General features: G+C 74.5%; 13 protein-coding genes and 1 riboswitch. Of the genes, 1 reads left to right on the top strand and 12 read right to left on the bottom strand.

The features are described from left to right. The 6 genes from B5D80_RS18835 to rpe all read right to left on the bottom strand — a co-directional run bounded on the left by B5D80_RS18835 (position 1) and on the right by rpe (position 5,697). A complete protein-coding gene (locus tag B5D80_RS18835) occupies positions 1-1,278 on the bottom strand; it encodes a bifunctional 3,4-dihydroxy-2-butanone-4-phosphate synthase/GTP cyclohydrolase II (protein ID WP_088645199.1) in 1,278 nt (425 codons plus the stop codon). Further along, complete coding sequence (gene pnuC, locus B5D80_RS18840; RefSeq protein WP_088645200.1) at positions 1,275-1,970, bottom strand: nicotinamide riboside transporter PnuC; 696 nt, start codon at positions 1,968-1,970, stop codon at positions 1,275-1,277. Before pnuC ends, B5D80_RS18835 begins: the two co-directional genes overlap by 4 nt. After that, the gene (locus B5D80_RS18845) at positions 1,967-2,620 is read right to left on the bottom strand and encodes a riboflavin synthase (protein ID WP_088645201.1); all 654 of its coding nucleotides are present in this window, start codon (positions 2,618-2,620) and stop codon (positions 1,967-1,969) included. The genes pnuC and B5D80_RS18845 overlap by 4 nt, the downstream gene beginning before the upstream one ends. Before the next feature lies 1 nt (position 2,621). After that, a complete protein-coding gene (gene ribD / locus B5D80_RS18850) occupies positions 2,622-3,683 on the bottom strand; it encodes a bifunctional diaminohydroxyphosphoribosylaminopyrimidine deaminase/5-amino-6-(5-phosphoribosylamino)uracil reductase RibD (RefSeq protein ID WP_088645202.1) in 1,062 nt (353 codons plus the stop codon). 139 nt (positions 3,684-3,822) lie between these two features. Further along, positions 3,823-3,993, bottom strand: a riboswitch (FMN riboswitch). Between the two features lie 62 nt (positions 3,994-4,055). Then, a complete protein-coding gene (locus B5D80_RS18855) occupies positions 4,056-5,015 on the bottom strand; it encodes a response regulator (RefSeq protein WP_088645203.1) in 960 nt (319 codons plus the stop codon). 1 nt (position 5,016) lies between these two features. After that, a complete protein-coding gene (gene rpe, locus B5D80_RS18860; RefSeq protein ID WP_088645204.1) occupies positions 5,017-5,697 on the bottom strand; it encodes a ribulose-phosphate 3-epimerase in 681 nt (226 codons plus the stop codon). A gap of 262 nt (positions 5,698-5,959) precedes the next feature. Here rpe and B5D80_RS18865 point away from each other — a divergent pair, with 262 nt between their 5' ends. Further along, positions 5,960-6,850, top strand: coding sequence for a septum formation family protein (locus B5D80_RS18865; RefSeq protein ID WP_088645205.1), 891 nt, complete (start codon positions 5,960-5,962; stop codon positions 6,848-6,850). Between the two features lie 143 nt (positions 6,851-6,993). Here B5D80_RS18865 and B5D80_RS18870 read toward each other — a convergent pair whose 3' ends face one another. The 6 genes from B5D80_RS18870 to metK form a co-directional block, all read right to left on the bottom strand. After that, a complete protein-coding gene (locus B5D80_RS18870; protein WP_245854751.1) occupies positions 6,994-8,562 on the bottom strand; it encodes an RsmB/NOP family class I SAM-dependent RNA methyltransferase in 1,569 nt (522 codons plus the stop codon). Continuing rightward, positions 8,517-9,443, bottom strand: coding sequence for a methionyl-tRNA formyltransferase (gene fmt, locus B5D80_RS18875; protein WP_088645235.1), 927 nt, complete (start codon positions 9,441-9,443; stop codon positions 8,517-8,519). Before fmt ends, B5D80_RS18870 begins: the two co-directional genes overlap by 46 nt. 8 nt (positions 9,444-9,451) lie before the next feature. Continuing rightward, positions 9,452-10,012, bottom strand: coding sequence for a peptide deformylase (def, locus tag B5D80_RS18880; protein WP_088645207.1), 561 nt, complete (start codon positions 10,010-10,012; stop codon positions 9,452-9,454). Between the two features lie 109 nt (positions 10,013-10,121). Then, the gene (locus tag B5D80_RS18885; RefSeq protein WP_088645208.1) at positions 10,122-11,105 is read right to left on the bottom strand and encodes an AAA family ATPase; all 984 of its coding nucleotides are present in this window, start codon (positions 11,103-11,105) and stop codon (positions 10,122-10,124) included. A gap of 190 nt (positions 11,106-11,295) precedes the next feature. Then, positions 11,296-13,302, bottom strand: coding sequence for a primosomal protein N' (locus tag B5D80_RS18890; RefSeq protein ID WP_088645209.1), 2,007 nt, complete (start codon positions 13,300-13,302; stop codon positions 11,296-11,298). Continuing rightward, positions 13,299-14,492: a methionine adenosyltransferase gene (metK, locus tag B5D80_RS18895; RefSeq protein ID WP_088645210.1), complete on the bottom strand. Its 1,194-nt coding sequence runs from the start codon at positions 14,490-14,492 to the stop codon at positions 13,299-13,301. The genes B5D80_RS18890 and metK overlap by 4 nt, the downstream gene beginning before the upstream one ends. Between the last annotated feature and the right edge of the window lie 63 nt (positions 14,493-14,555).

The following is a 14,555-nucleotide window of genomic DNA, read 5'->3' on the forward strand; positions in this document are numbered from 1 at the left end:
TCATGCTCCGATCTCGTCGCCGGGGACCGGCCGGCCCATCGGGGCCTCGGTCACCTCGTCCAGCTCGTCCAACAGGTGGCCCATCCGGTCCCGCTTGGTCCGCAGGTAGCGGACGTTCTCCGGGTGCGGCCGGACCGGCAGCCCCTCCCGGCCGGTGACGGTCAGGCCGTACCCCTCCAGCCCGGCCCGCTTGGCCGGGTTGTTGGTGAGCAGCCGCATCGACCGCACCCCCAGGTCGTAGAGGATCTGCGCGCCGGTGCCGTAGTCCCGGGCGTCGGCCGGCAGGCCCAGGTCGAGGTTCGCGTCCACGGTGTCGCGGCCCTGGTCCTGGAGCTGGTACGCCTGGAGCTTGTGCAGCAGGCCGATACCGCGCCCCTCGTGCCCGCGCACGTAGAGCACCACGCCCCGCCCCTCCCGGGCGACCCGGGCCAGCGACGCCTGCAACTGCGGCCCGCAGTCGCAGCGCAGCGACCCGAAGACGTCCCCGGTCAGGCACTCGGAGTGCACCCGGACCAGCACGTCCTCGCCGTCGCCCAGCTCACCGAAGACCAGCGCGACGTGCTCGGCCGGGTCGTGCTCGGCCCGGTAGCCCAGCGCCCGGAACACGCCGTACGGGGTGGGCATCCGCGCCTGCGCGACCTGCTCCACCTGCTTCTCGTGCCGCCGCCGGTAGGCCACCAGGTCGGCGATGGTGACCAGGGTGAGCGAGTGCTCGGCGCAGAACTTCTCCAGGTCCGGCAGGCGCATCATGGTGCCGTCGTCGTTGACCAGCTCGCAGAGCACCCCGGCGGGACGCAGCCCGGCCAGCCGGGTCAGGTCGACCGCCGCCTCGGTGTGCCCGGGACGACGCAGCACCCCGCCGGCGCGGGCCCGCAGCGGCACCACGTGGCCGGGGCGGGCCAGGTCCGTCGGGTCGGTGCCGGGATCGGCGAGCAGCCGGATGGTGTGCGCCCGGTCGGCGGCCGAGATGCCGGTGCTGACCCCCTCCCGGGCGTCCACGGTCACCGTGTAGGCGGTGCCGCGCCGGTCCTGGTTGGTGTGGTGCATCGGCGGCAGGTCCAGCCGGTCGCACTCCGCCTCGGTCAGTGGGACGCAGACGTACCCGGAGGTCCAGCGGACCATGAAGGCGAGTAGCTCCGGGGTGGCCAGCTCCGCGGCGAAGATGAGGTCGCCCTCGTTCTCCCGGTCCTCGTCGTCGACCACCACCACGGGCCGGCCGGCGGCGATGTCCGCCACCGCCTCCTCGATCCGGGCGAAGGTGACCGCCTGGCTGCTCATGCCACGACCTCCGAGTAGGTGGACGGGATCGGTGTCGACGCCGTGCGGCTGGCCCGCGAGGTGCGCCACCAGGCGGCGAAGCCCCAGCCGCAGAGCGCGCCGTAGACCAGGTACATCGCCGCCGAGGGGTAGAAGCCGCCGCGCAGCAGCAGCGGTACGCCGACCGCGTCCACCGCGATCCAGACCAGCCAGAACTCCACCCAGCCCCGGGCCATCCCGTAGGTGGCCAGCAGGCTGCCGGTGAGGATCCAGGCGTCCGGCAGCGGCCCCCACGAGCCGAGCGCGGCGAGCAGCGGGTAGCCCAGCGCGGTGCCGACGGCGGCGGCCAGCAGCAGACCGAGCCGTTCCCGGTCGGTGGCCCAGCGGGGGGTGACCGCCGGGGCGTCCCCGCCCTGACGGCGGTTGCGTGACCACCGCCACCAGCCGTAGACGCTGACCGCGAAGAAGAAGACCTGCCGGCCGGCCTGGCCGTAGAGGTCGTGCGCCTGCGGGGTGGCGAACACCCCGCCGAGGAAGACGGTGAACAGCAGCCCGTTGCCGATCATGCCGACCGGCCAGGCCCAGACCAGCCGGCGCAGCCCGAGCAGCGCCGAGACCAGCCCGAAGGCGTTGCCGACGATCTCCCGGACCAGCACCGGGGAACCGACGACGTGCACCTGCGCGTCGAGCAGCCAGCCGACCGGGCCGCTCACCGCGTCCCTCCGGCGACGTCCCCGGGCAGCGGGGCGGTGCCGTCGGGCCCGGCGGGCAGGCGGGCGTCGAGGAGGCGTTCGACGTACTTGGCCAGCACGTCCACCTCCAGGTTGACCGGCGCGCCGACCCCCCGGCCGCCGAGCGTGGTGAGCTTGAGGGTGGTGGGGATCAGCCCGACGGTGAACCAGTCGTCGCCGACCGCCGCCACCGTCAGCGACACCCCGTCGACGGTGATCGAGCCCTTCTCCACCACGTACCGGGCCAGCGTGGTGGGGAGCCGGAACCGCAGCGTCTCCCACTGCGCGGCCGGCTCCCGGGAGAGCACCTCGCCGACGCCGTCGACGTGGCCCTGCACCAGGTGCCCGCCGAGCCGGCTGTTCAGCGCGGCGGCCCGCTCCAGGTTGACGGGGTCGCCGGGGCGCAGCCCGCCCAGCGCCGAGCGGCGCAGCGTCTCGCCCATCACGTCGGCGGTGAACACCCCGCCGTCGACGTCGACCACGGTCAGGCAGACCCCGTTGACCGCGATGGAGTCGCCGTGCCGGGCGTCGGAGGTGACCAGCGGGCCGCGGATCGCGACCAGCGCCGAGTCACCCCCGGTGTCGGCGATCCGGACGACCTCGCCCAACTCCTCGACGATGCCGGTGAACATCTCAGGCCTCCCTCTTCCGGGGCAGCGCGGTGATCCGCAGGTCGGACCCGACCCGGGTAACGTCGGTGATTTCCAGATCGATGGCGTCGGCGATGGTCGTCACACCCGCGTCGACAAGCGCGGTCGGGCCGGCCCCGAGCAGCTTCGGCGCGACGTACCCGACGACCCGGTCGACCAGGCCGGCGGCGAGGAACGCCCCGGCCAGCCGGGGACCGCCCTCCAGCAGCGCGGCGCGTACCCCCCGGTGGTGCAGTTCGGCCAGCAGGGCCGGCAGGTCGACCCGGCCGTCCGGGCCGGCGCCGACCTCCGCGACGGTGGCGATCCAGGTCCGGGCGGCGCCGTCGCGGACCCGGGCGTCGGCGGGGGTACGTCCCGCGCTGTCCACCACCACCCGCAGCGGCTGCCGGATGGCCAGGGTGCCGTCGCGCAGGTTACGGGCGGTCAGCCGGGGGTCGTCGGCGAGCACGGTGCCGACCCCGGCGATGACCGCGTCGACAGTGCCGCGCAACGCGTGCACGTCCATCCGGGCCGCCTCGGAGGTGATCCACATGCTGCTGCCGTCGGCCGCCGCGGACCGGCCGTCGAGGGTGGCGGCGTACTTCCAGATCAGGTACGGCCAACCGCGCCGCATCGAGGTCAGCCAGGCGACGTTGCCGGCCTCGGCCTCGTCGGCGCGTACCCCGGACTCGACCCGCACCCCGGCGGCGCGCAGGGTGGCGGCGCCGCCCGAGGCGACCGGGTTGGGGTCCGGTACGGCGATGACCACCCGGGCGATGCCGGCGCGGATCAGCGCGTGACTGCACGGGCCGGTGCGACCGGTGTGGTCGCAGGGTTCCAGGGTGACCACGGCGGTGCCGCCCCGGGCGCGCTCGCCGGCCTGGGCGAGCGCGACGATCTCGGCGTGCGGGCCGCCGGTGTAGGCGTGGAAGCCCTCCCCGACGACGACACCGTCCGCGTCGAGCAGCACGCAACCGACGACCGGGTTGGGACTGGTGGTGCCGAGACCCCGCGCGCCCAGTTCGATGGCACGACGCATCGCCTCGTCCACGGAGACGCCGCCCATGCCCTGCCCTCTCGCTCGCCGGTCCCCGCGCGGGCGGTACGGGAGCAGGCGGGCAGGCGGCGGCGGAACCGGGAACGGCAGGGCCGCCCCAGGGGAGCCCACGCGGTCGGAAGAGACGCCACGCAGGCCCGCCCCGCCCGCGCGCTGTCTCCCATCCGGACTGTCGGGGGTGCGGACGGACCGCTCCCCCACCGTCGGCCCCGGATTCTCACCAGGTCCACCGGGCGGCACAGCCGTCCGGGTCGCGGGCTTGCCACGTCGAGCGTGGATCACCGCCGGTTCGGAATTTCACCGAGCCCCGCCAGCGCGTGGTGGGTACATGCGAAGTCTTACACGTAACCCCGGGGAGTCCGCCACCTCCAGCGTGCTACTTCACACCCCGTCGGCCCGTCGCCTGTCGACCGCGACGTATGACCCCGGTTGGCTCTTGGCGACCGTTTTCATCTCGCTGGCCACGGCGATCGCGGCCAGCGGGTCGGTGAAGCGCTTGCGGGCGTCGGAGAGCGACACACCAATCGACAGGGTGACCAGGGCCGCCCGCCGGATGTTGCCCCGCCGGTCCTTCAGCTCGACGAAGCCGCGTTCCCGGTCGGTCGGGTCGTAGAGGGTGTCGGCGGTCTTCTCGAAGTCGACCACGGCCCGGGAGGTCAGCGGGCGGATCTGGTCGGGGGCGCAGACGATCACGAAGTCGTCGCCGCCGACGTGACCGAGGAAGGCCGGCGGCAGCCCGATCGCGACCACCGCCCGGTACAGGCTGCGGGCCAGCGCGGAGATGAACTCGTCGCCCCGCACGAAGCCGTACCGGTCGTTGACGCTCTTGAACCGGTCGATGTCGATGTAGCCGACGGCGTAGTCGACGCCGCTGCGGACCCGGTCGCTGATCTCCCGGCGGATCCGGCTGTTGCCGGGCAGGCCGGTCAGCGGGGAGACCTCGCGGAACTCCTTGTTGCGGCGCAGCGTGGAGCTGACCCGGGCCACCAGCTCGGCGGTGTCGAACGGCTTGACCAGGTAGTCGTCGGCACCGGCGCTGAGCCCGTGCACCTTGTCCACGGTCATGCCCTTGGCGGTCAGCATGATCACCGGCAGTGCCGAGGTGATCGGGTTGGCGCGCAGCCGGCGGGTCAGCTCCAGGCCGTCGATGCGCGGCATCATCAGGTCGACCACGGCCAGGTCCGGCTTGTGCTGCTCGATCATGTCGAGCGCCTCCTGGCCGTCCCCGGCGTGCAGCACCTCGAAGCCGTGCAGCCGCAGGTTGAACTCGACGAAGCGGGCGATGTCCTCGTCGTCGTCGACGACCAGGATCACGTCGGGGCGGTCGCCGGTGGGTTCCACCTCAGGCCCCGGCGTTGGCGCGCTCCGCCAGCCCGCGCAGGCGGCGGACCGCCTCGGCCGGGTCGTCCGCCCCGTACACGGCGGTGCCGGCGACGAAGGCGTCCGCGCCGGCCGCCGCGGCCTGCTCGATGGTGTCGGCGGCGATCCCGCCGTCGACCTCGATGCGCAGTTCCAGGTGGCCGCTGTCGACGTGCCGGCGGGCCGCCCGCACCTTGTCCAGCAGTTGCGGAAGGAACCGCTGCCCGCCGAAGCCGGCCTTGATCGTCATGATCAGCAGGGTGTCGAAGCTGGGCAGCAGGTCGAGGTACGGCTCGATCGGGGTGTCCCGGTCGATGGCCAGCCCGGCCCTGGCCCCGGCCGAGCGCAGGTCCTTGGCGAGGGCGACCGGGTCGTCGCACGCCTCGGCGTGGAAGGTGACGTTGTACGCGCCGGCGTCGGCGTAGCCGGGGGCCCACCGCCGCGGGTCGGTGATCATGAGGTGCACGTCGAACGGGAGCCGGGTCACCGCCCGCAGGCTCTGCACCACCGGCAGGCCGATGGTCAGGTTGGGCACGAAGTGGTTGTCCATCACGTCGACGTGCAGCCAGTCCGCGGCGTCCTCGACGGCACGGACTTCATCGGCGAGGCGGGCGAAATCGGCGGCGAGGATGCTGGGCGCGATGATCGACGGCGGTACGGTCACAGGGCAAGTGTACGAACGCGGCCATCCGCCGCGGACAGCACGCCACCATGAGCGACGCCCTGTGACCCAGGCGTGACCCGTGGTGCACCATCGGCTCCTTTCCCCGGGAGTCGGGGACGAATGGCCGGTGCCGACTGGCCGAACGGCCCGCAAGAGGCAACACTCCATCAGGGACGGTCACGTATGATGCTCGCCCGGCGGCGGGCACGCCGGGCGGGGCGGGGCGCGGCGACGGGCCGTCGACCCCCGGAAAGGGCGGACGATGCGACGGTGGCTCGTGGCGCTGGCGCTGGCCGGCACCGTGACGGTGGCGCTCAGCGGCTGCGTGCCGCAGCACGGCGCTGACGGCGACCTGCTCGACGACTGGCCGGTGCTGCCGGTGGCCCAGTCGTTCGTGCCCGCCACGGACGCCTGCCTGCCCCGGATCACCCCGGTCGTGCAGGCCGGCACCTACGAGACGGTGGACTGTGCGCGCAGCCACCTCGCCGAGACCATCCACGTCGGTACGTTCACCGGCGCGGTGACCCGGGGCGAGCGGCCCGAGCCGGGCTCCGCCGCGCTGCGTCCCGCCCGTACCGAGTGCGACCAGCGGGCCCGCGACGTCCTCGGGGGCGACTGGCACTCGGCCCGGCTGACGATGAACATCGCGCTGCCGGCCAACTCGGCCTGGAACAGCGGCGCCCGCTGGTTCCGGTGCGACCTCAGCGAGACCGACAGCATCGACAACACCCGGCCGGTGAACCGGGTCGGCAGCCTGCGCGGGGCGATGATCGGCGACAATCCGCTCAGCCACCGCTGCTTCGATCCCAAACTGATCGGCAACAATCTCAACTACATGGCCCCGGTGCTCTGCTCCGAGCCGCACCGCGCCGAGTTCGTCGGCGTCTACCTGGAACGCAGTGACCTGAGCTGGGCCGATTTCAGTCGCGCCAACCAGCGGGTGCACCGGCGGTGCATGGCGCTGATCGCCGGCTTCGCCGAGGTGCCCAACAACAGCGAGTTGCCGTACCGGGCCGGGTCGATCTTCTATCCGCCGTCGCAGCGGGAGTGGGAGGAGGGCGACCGGGGCATCCGCTGCTTCCTGTGGAGCGACGACCGGAAGCTGACCCGCTCGATGCGCGGCGCCGGCCCCAAGGGCCTCCCCGCCATCTGACCCCGACCCCGCCCGTCCCCACCCCGTCGCCGTCACCCGACCTCGATGATCAAGAGGTTTGCGTCATCCGACGACGGATCGTTGACGCCATTCTCTTGATCACCGGGGACGGGCGGGGACGGACGAGGCGGGGCGGGTGGGGGTCAGCCCCGGCGGAGCAGGGCCAGGAACATGGCGTCGGTACCGTGGCGGTGCGGCCAGAGTTGGACGGTGGGGCCGTCGCCCAGGCCGGGCATGCCCGGCGGCAGGACCGTCCGGGCGTCCACGAAGTCCGCCGGCACCCCGGCGCGCCGGGCCGCCTCGGTGACCGTCACGTGCGTCTCCACGGTGTGCGGGGAACAGGTGACGTAGCCGACCAGACCACCAGGCCGGGCCGCCCGCAGCGCGGCGGAGAGCAGTTCCCGCTGCAACCGGGTCAGCGGCGGCAGGTCCGACGGCTGCCGCCGCCACCGCGACTCGGGCCGGCGGCGCAGCGACCCCAGCCCGGTGCACGGGGCGTCGACCAGCACCCGGTCGAAGTGCCCCTCCGGCAGCTTCGGATCGGCCCCGACCGTACGCCCGTCGGTGTGCAGCACGGCCACCGGCAACCCCCGGGTGGCCTGCTCGACCAGCCGGGCCCGGTGCTCCGACACCTCCACCGCGGTCAGCCGGGCACCCCGCTGCGCGGCGAGCGCGCCGAGCAGGCCGGCCTTGCCACCGGGGCCCGCGCACAGGTCCAGCCAGCGGCCGTCGTGACCGTCCAGCGGGGCCGTGGCCAGCGCGTTCGCCACCAGCTGGGAACCCTCGTCCTGCACGTGCGCCCGGCCGTTGGCCAGCGCCGGCAGGTCACCCGGCGCGCCACCGGGCAGGTAGACCGCGTACGGCGAGAACGCACCCGGCGCGCCGCCGACCTCGTCGGCCAACTCGGCCGGGTCGAGGAGGCCCGGACGGGCACACAGGTGCACCGGCGGGCGCTCGTTGTCCTCGATCAGCAGCCGGGTCACCTCGCCCAGGTCACCGCCGAGGGCATCGGCGAAGGCCCGCACGATCCACTGCGGGTGGCTGTAGGTCACGGCCAGGTGGCCGATCGGGTCGGCGGCCATGGTCGGGGCGAGCTTCGCCGTCCACGCGTCGACGTCCTGGCCGGCCACCTCGCGCAGCACCGCGTTGGCGAAGCCGGTGGCCCCCTCCCCCACGGTGCGGACCAGGTCGACGGTGGAGGACACGGCGGCGTGCGCCGGGACCCGGGTGTGCAGAAGCTGGTAGGCACCGAGCCGCAACGCGTCGCGGACCGGCGGGTCGATCCGCGCGACGTCCCGCCCGGCCGCGGCGGTGAGGATCGTGTCGAGGGTGCCGAGCTGCCGCAGGGTGCCGTAGGTCAACTCGGTGGCGAAGGCGGCGTCCCGCCCGGTCAGCCCCTGCTCGCGCAGGATCGCCGGCAACACCAGATTGGCGTACGCGTCGTCGCGGTGCACCGCCGCGACCGCCTGGTAGGCGGCGTACCGGGGCAGGTCGACGGCCGGACGGACCGGTCGGCCGGGTCGCCCGCCGCGCCGGTCGGACCCGGCCCGGTCGCCCCACCCGCCGGTGCGGGCGGGACGGTCGCCCCGGGTGCCGCCGGAGGGCCGCCGGTCGTCGCCGCGCCGGTCGGTGTCCGCCGGACGGTCGGGTCGTGCGGTCGGCCCGGTCACGCGAGTTCCTCCCCGACGGCGACCCGGACGCCACGCGCCCAGTCGGTCGCCGGCATGGCCTTCTTGCCCGCCGCGCGCACCTCACCGAGCTGCACCGGCACGGTGGCCGTGCCGGCCAGCACGCGGGACTTCTCCACCAGCAGTTCTCCAGGTTTCAGGGTGGGGCCGTTGCCGACCGGGATGACCGGGCCGAGCTTGACCCGGTCGCCGCGGAACGTCGTCCACGGGCCGGGCGCGGGGGTGCAGGCGCGCACCCGCCGGTCGACCGCGAACGCGGGGTCGCCCCACCGCACCCGGGCGTCGTCCACCGTCAGTTTCGGGGCCAGCGAGACCCCGTCGGCGGGCTGCGGCTCGGCCCGCGCGGTGCCCGCCGCGATCGCGTCCAGGACGGCGACCAGCAGCCCGGCACCGGAGTGGGCGAGCCGCTCCAGCAGGTCGCCGGAGGTGTCGGTGGGGCGGATCTCGTCGGTGAGCGTGCCGTAGACCGGGCCGGTGTCCAGCCCTTGCTCCAACTGGAAGACGCTGGCCCCGGTCAGCTCGTCGCCGTGCAGCACCGCGTGCTGCACGGGTGCCGCGCCCCGCCAGGCGGGCAGCAGTGAGAAGTGCAGGTTGACCCAGCCGAAGCGGGGGATCTCCAGCGCCGCCGGGGGCACCAGCGCGCCGTAGGCGACCACCGGCACGCAGTCGGGGGCCAGCGTACGGAGCCGGTCGAGGAACTCGGGCTCCCGGGGGCGGGCCGGGGTGAGCACCTCGACGCCGTGCTCGTCGGCCCAGACGCCGACCGGGGACCGCGACACGCCCCGGCCCCGACCGGCGGGCGCGTCGGGGCGGGTCACCACGGCCACCACCTCGTGCCCGGAGGCGTGCACGGCGGCCAGGGCGGGGACGGCGACCGCCGGCGTACCGGCGAAGACCAGACGCATGCCGGCGGTCACCGGCCCAGGCCGAACGGGTTGCCGGCGGCGTGCGGGCTGACCTTGACCGTCGGCGGGGCGGCCTCGTCGTACCAGTCGGCCTGGCGGATCGCCTTCATCGCCTCCTTGCGCCCGGCCGGGTCCAGCCGGTCGAGGAAGAGCACCCCGTCGAGGTGGTCGGTCTCGTGCTGGACGCAGCGGGCCATCAGCCCGGTGCCGACGATCTGCAACGGGTCGCCGTAGCCGTTGAAGCCCTTGGCGATCACGTTCTGCCGGCGCTTGGTGTCGAAGTAGAGCCCGGGGATCGACAGACAGCCCTCCGGGCCGTCCTGTTCCTCGGTGTCGGGGAACTCCAGCACCGGGTTGACCAGGTGGCCGAGCACGTCGTCCACCTCGAAGGTGAAGACCCGCAGGCCCACGCCGAGTTGGGGGGCGGCCAGCCCGGCACCGCTGCGGTCACGCATCGTGTCGGTGAGGTCGGCGATGAGCCTACGCAGCTCGACGTCGAAGTCGACGACCGGATCGGCCGGCGTGCGCAGCACCGGGTCCCCGAACAGACGGATGGGCTGGACGGTCACGCGGGGTGGCTCCTTCGTTGGACGGCGTGGTGCCGTACCAGTCTACGGAGTCCGGCGGGGGCACCGGCCGGCGTACCGCGACCGGTGGTGATCGGGGTGGGCGGCCGGGTCAGCCGCCGGCGCCCGGTTCGCCGGCCAGCACGGCGTCCCCGCCGAGCAGGACGTGCGCGGGCAGCGGGAGCCGGGTGCCGTGGGCGGCCTCCCAGTCGTGCACGAGGCTGGGGCGCACGTGGGCGGCGAAGTAGTCGACGGCGCTCGTCTGGCCGACGACCGGCTCGTCCACCTCGGCGACGAGCTGCGCGGGCACCAGCGGGAAACCGTTGCGCAGGGCGGCGCTGAGCCGGCGGTGCCCGTCGACGACGAAGAAGTACTCGCCGGTGAAGCCGATCCGCAGCGGGGCGAGGGCCTCGTCGCCGGCCGCCGCCAGCTCCCCGACGAGCCCGGACCCGTCGAGCCCGCGCAGGGTGGCGACGTCCTCGGTCGGGTAGACCCGGGCCGGGTCGAGCAGCAGCAGCGGGGGGGCGTCGCGCAGCACGTCGGCGGCGAGCCGGCCCTCGTACGCGTCGACGATGTGCGTGATGACCTCCTCGGCGGAGGCCCGGGTGGTGTCGCAGACCAGGTCGTAGTTGCGCAGCCGGGCCTTGTCGACGCCGTAGCGGAGGATGAACCGGTTGCGCTCGCTGTCGCTGCGTTCACGCAGCCTGGCCTCGGCCTCGGCCAGCGAGGTGTAGCTCTCGGCCGGCCCGGAGGGGCGCAGCAGCACCCGGCGGGCCGCCTCGGCCGGCTCGGTGATCATGTGCACCTTGAGCGCGTCGGTGAAGAAGTGCCAGGCCAGCCGGGAGTCCATCACCAGCGACTCGCCGGAGGCGGCGATGTCGCGCTGGAGCTGGTCGACGTAGCCGTCGACGGCCTGGTCCAGCTCGGCGTGCAGGTTGAGCTGGAGCGCGGTCATCTGGCGCTCCTGGGCCATCTGCCGGTAGAGGTCACCGACGCTGACCCGGCGCAGGCCCAGCCGCTTGGCGATCTCGACGGAGACGGTGCTCTTGCCGCTGCCGAGGTCACCGTTGAAGACGATCGACTGACGAACGGTCACGACTGGTCCACCCCTGCTCACCGGCTGATTGAGATCATCGATTTGGCGTCGACCCGACGCGTTCCGCCTTCGTCGCGCCATTCGTGCGCCCGGGCATGAGGGGCGATGCTATCACGCGTACGCGCGCCGTCCGGCGGACCCGGGGTGCGACGGCGGGCTGGCCGGGCACCCGACGGAACTGACCGACGACTCAGAACAGGGCGAGCGGGTCGACCTGCAGGCGGACCGGTTCGGCGGCCCGCCTGGCGCTGCGGACCCCGGCGGCGGTGTGCAGCGCGCCGGCCAGCGCGGCGGCCCGGGACCGGGGCACCCGGACCAGCATCCGTTCCCGGTCCTCGTCGGCGGGGACCGGGCCGAGCACCTCCGCCCCGTCCGGCAGCCGGGCCTGCGCCAGCAGGTCGGCCACCGCCTCCGCGCCCCCGGTGACGCTTGCCATCTTCACCGCCGGTGGGAAGCCCAACTCCCGCCGTTCGGCCAGCTCCCGCGCGGCGAACCAGCCCGGGTCCCAGCGCAGCAGCGCCTGCACCGGGGCCAGCGCCCCGTCGGCGACCACCACCACCTTCCCGCCGGCCGGGGCGGGACGGGCCAGCGCCGCAGCGGACAGCCACCGCCGCAGCGCCTCCTCGCCGGCCCGCAGGTCGGCCCGGGTGAGCAGCGCCCAGGAGTCCAGCAGCAGGACCGCGCCGTACCCCCCGTCGGCCACCGGCTCGGCGCCCGGGGTGGCGATGACCAGCGCGGCACCGGCCGGCACGGCGGCGAGCACCTCGTCGCGGCCCGAGGTGCGCACCGGCACCCCGGGAAACGCCCGGCCCAGCTCCTCGGCGGTCCGGCGGGCCCCGGTGACGGCCGCCCGCAGCCGCCGCCCGCCGCACTGCGGGCAGGCGTACGCGGCGGTGACCCGGCCACACCAGCGGCAGGCCGGCGGGGCGTCGGCGGCACGCAGCGCCAGCGGACCGGCGCAGTGCGGGCAGCGGGCCGGGGTCCGGCAGTCCGCGCAGGAGACCGAGGGCAGGTAGCCCCGGCGGGGCACCTGGACCAGCACCGGCGCGTCCGCGCGCAGGGTGTCCCGGGCGGTGGTCCAGGCCAGGCTGGGCAGCCGGGCCGTCGCCGCGCCCGGGTCGCGGGCCAGTTGCGGGTCGTCCCCGGTCGGGGCGATGGCCGGGGTACGCGCCCGCAGGGTCGCCCGGTCCGCCACCACCTCGCGGGCCCACCCGGTCTCCACCAGCAACTGCCCCTCGGCGGTCCGGGTCCAGCCGCCGACCAGCGCGGCGGCGTCGGCGAGCCGGGCCCGGGTGAGCAGCACCTCGCGCGCGTGCGGGTAGGGGGCCCGGGGCTCGGCGTGCAGGTCGTCCCCGTCGTCCCAGATCGCCACCAGACCGAGCCGGTCGACCGGGGCGAACATGGCGGCCCGGGTGCCGATCACCACCGGCACGTCCCCCCGCCGGGCGGCCAGGAAGGCCCGGTACCGGCGGGCCGGGCCGAGCGCGGCGGAGAGGGTCACGTGCCGCCCGGGGCCGAGCAGGGCGGTCAGCGCCGCGTCGAGCCGGTCGAGGTCCCGGGCGTCGGCGACCACCACGACCGCGCCCCGCCCCCCGGCGAGGGTGGCGGCGACCGCGTCGGCGTACCGGGCCGCCCAGTCCTCCCCGGCCAGCGCCGACCAGACCGCCCGGGGGGCCCGCCCGTCGGCGAGCGCCGTCAGCAACGCCGGACCGGCCGGGTAGTCCCGCCAGCCACGCGGGTCCAGGCCGTCCACGGCGGGCGTCGTCGACCCGGCGTCGGACGGGTCGACGACGACCGGCACGGGGTCGGCGCGGGGTTCCTTCTCGACCCGGGCGTGCCGGGGCGGGACGGCCAGCCGGAGCACGTCGGCGAGGTTGCCGGCGTACCGGTCGGCGACCGCGCGGGCCAGCCGGGCCACCTCGGGGGCCAGCACCGGCTCCGGCGAGACCACCTTCTCCAGGTAGGCCAGCCTGCCGTCGTGCGCGGAGCTGTCGACCCGCTCCAGCAGCCACCCGTCGACCAGTTGACCGGCGAAGCGGACCTTGACCCGCACCCCGGGGACCGCGTCGTCGGCCAGGGCGGCGGGGACCAGGTAGTCGAAGGGGCGGTCGAGGTGCGCCAGCGCGACGTCGACGCAAACCCGAGCGACCGGCGACCCGTCAGCGGGTCGCCGGTCGCTGGGCGTGGTGCCGGTCAGGCGCCCGCTACCGACTTCAGGTCGGCGGCCCGGTCGGTGCTCTCCCAGGTCAGCGCCGGCAGCTCCCGGCCGAAGTGGCCGTAGGCCGCGGTCTGCTGGTAGATCGGACGCAGCAGGTTGAGGTCCCGGATGATCGCGGCCGGACGCAGGTCGAAGACCTCACCGACGGCCCGCTCGATCCGCTCGACCGGCACGTTCTCGGTGCCGAAGGTCTCGATGAAGAGACTGACCGGGTGGGCCTTGCCGATCGCGTACGCGACCTGCGCCTCGCAACGCTCGGCGAGGCCGGCGGCGACCACGTTCTTGGCCACCCACCGCATCGCGTACGCCGCCGAGCGGTCCACCTTGGACGGGTCCTTGCCGGAGAACGCGCCGCCACCGTGCCGGGCGTACCCGCCGTAGGTGTCGACGATGATCTTCCGGCCGGTCAGGCCGGCGTCGCCCATCGGGCCACCGATCTCGAACCGGCCGGTCGGGTTGACCAGCAGCCGGTAGCCCTCGGTGTCCAGGCCCAGGCTCTCCAGCTCCGGAGCGATGACGTGGTCCCGCACGTCCGGGGTGAGCAGCGAGTCCAGCGAGATGTCCGCGGCGTGCTGGCTGGACACCACGACGGTGTTCAGCCGGACCGGGCGCAGCCCCTCGTACTCGATGGTGACCTGGGTCTTGCCGTCCGGCCGCAGGTACGGGATGGTGCCGTCCTTGCGCACCGCGGACAGCCGCTGGGCCAGCCGGTGGGCCAACGCGATCGGCAGCGGCATCAGCTCGGGCGTCTCGGAGCAGGCGAAGCCGAACATCATGCCCTGGTCGCCGGCGCCCTGGGCGTCCAGCGCGCTCTCCGACGCGCCCGTCCGCAACTCGAAGGCGTTGTCGACGCCCTGGGCGATGTCCGGCGACTGCGCGCCGATGGAGACGCTGACGCCACAGGAAGCGCCGTCGAAGCCCTTCTTCGACGAGTCGTAGCCGATGCCGAGGATCGTCTCGCGGACGATGGTCGGGATGTCGGCGTACGCCTTGGTGGTCACCTCGCCGGCGACGTGGACCTGACCGGTGGTGATCAGGGTCTCGACCGCCACCCGGCTGTGCGGGTCCTGGGTGAGCAGGGCGTCGAGGATCCCGTCGCTGATCTGGTCGGCGATCTTGTCCGGGTGGCCTTCCGTGACCGATTCGGACGTGAAGAGGCGGCGTGTCACGGCACTCCTAAGCTCTTTAGATAATCGTTCCGCAGCAGTCTAGTCACCCTCGCGTACCGCTCA

Source organism: Micromonospora wenchangensis (assembly GCF_002210435.1).
GTDB lineage: Bacteria > Actinomycetota > Actinomycetes > Mycobacteriales > Micromonosporaceae > Micromonospora > Micromonospora wenchangensis.